Origin of the sequence: Clostridium sp. UBA2485 (assembly GCF_002341865.1) — a bacterium.
Lineage (GTDB): Bacteria > Bacillota > Clostridia > Clostridiales > Clostridiaceae > Clostridium_J.
Window position 1 is genome coordinate 1 of record NZ_DDOV01000106.1, and the last position, 1,705, is coordinate 1,705.

Sequence of the window (1,705 nt, forward strand, 5' to 3'; positions counted from 1 at the left end):
GAGTCACAAATAATACAACAAAGAAAAACTTATGCTGAATTAAAAGAATTAAAGGAAAATAATCAATTAGTTGAAGGTAAAAAGTATTTATTAAGATATAGAACACGATACCAACAACCCACAACTTTAGTTATTAAGGAAATGGAAGTAGAAGAATTAATCCTAACTGCAAGTAGTAAAAACACATTTGAACCCATTGTATTTAGCACAAAATACCCGTCGGATGTGGTGTGGTATGATTTTGATGATAATTTATGTGAGGATAAATTGACACCCCGTTACGGGTTTATATTAAGAAGATATGACCCTATAAGTAAAAATGATGCTCCGCAAGATTGGCGTACAATGTTATGGGCAAGATATAAACCTGCTCTTAACTATTATCGTGAAGGTGTTTTGATGGCTTATCGTATTTGGGATTCTGGTACTCCTAGTATGTCACACGTTTACAAAGCTGACAACAAACTATGGATGGCTAAGAATACCAATACACCCACAAGTCCGACAGACACCAACGTTTTTTATGAAGTATATCCCGATTTAGACACACCATTATTGATAAACGAAAAAACCAAAATAGCCAAAGATATAGAATTAATGAGGGGTGTTTTAGTAGAAGTACCTACATTTGGGACTGGATGTGTTGCCAATACTATAGTTGCATTTGATGCACCACTATTGCACAACAATGTATTTATTGATAGATGCTATAGTAATTCACTTGGTTCTAGATGTTATAACAATACATTCAATTCAAGTTCATATAGCAACACTTTTATTGGTAGAGGTAATGACAATATATTTACAAGTGGTTGTAGTGCAAACAGTTTTTTAAATTGGTGCAGTTCAAATTATTTTTCAGCATCATGTGGCAATAATAGTTTTGGAAATTATTGCAACAATAATACTTTTGGTACTAATTGTATTAATAACAGCTTTGGTAATAGGTGTTATAGTAACCATTTTGGTCATAGTTGCCAAAATAATAGCTTTGGTAACACTTGTTATAAAAATATATTTGGTACTTCTGGTAATTACAATAGTTTTGGTAATTATTGTTATGAAAATAGTTTTGGTAATGGGGCATTAAGGAATTCGATAGGTAATCGTTTTGAAAACAACACTATAGGTTCTGATTTTGATGGAAATAACTTTGGTAATACATGTTATAGGAACACTTTTGGCAATAGTTGTTATGGTAATAACTTTTCTGGAACTTCTAGTAGTAATAACTTCGGTAGTAATTGTAGTTATAATTTATTTATGCCAGATATCCGAAGTACTACTTTTGGAAGTAATTTTAAACATAACTTAATTAAAAATATAAGTGGTAAGGATTTAACCGCTCTTACAGGGAGTCATTTATCATCAAATATCAATTGCACAATAGAGCAAGAAAATACTGGAAAATATATTTATTGGTTTATTGTAGCCGGAACTACAACAACAAGCTTTGAAACAAGGGTAATACCATAAAAAGGAGAAATGCAAATGCATAAAATAAAATATTATAATATGGAAGTTATAGAGGATAATTTTGATAAAGAAACAAATGAACATGAATATAAAAAAGAGTTAAGAGAACTTGAATACCAATGTAAAAATGATGAATTTGAATACTGGTTAGATGTAATTGAGAAAAGCTATGGACAACACGGAAAGATAACTCATGAATATGAAGAGGATGAACCAACAAAAGAAGAAT

At 30.7% G+C, this 1,705-nt stretch carries 1 protein-coding gene and 1 pseudogene; both read left to right on the plus strand.

What is annotated here, in order from left to right; translation table 11 throughout:
• Nucleotides 1–1,476: pseudogene (locus B3603_RS19530) on the plus strand (hypothetical protein); the annotation flags it as partial.
• A gap of 15 nt (nucleotides 1,477–1,491) precedes the next feature.
• On the plus strand, nucleotides 1,492–1,705 hold a 214-nt coding region (locus B3603_RS19535; RefSeq protein WP_291568060.1), incomplete at its 3' end, for a hypothetical protein.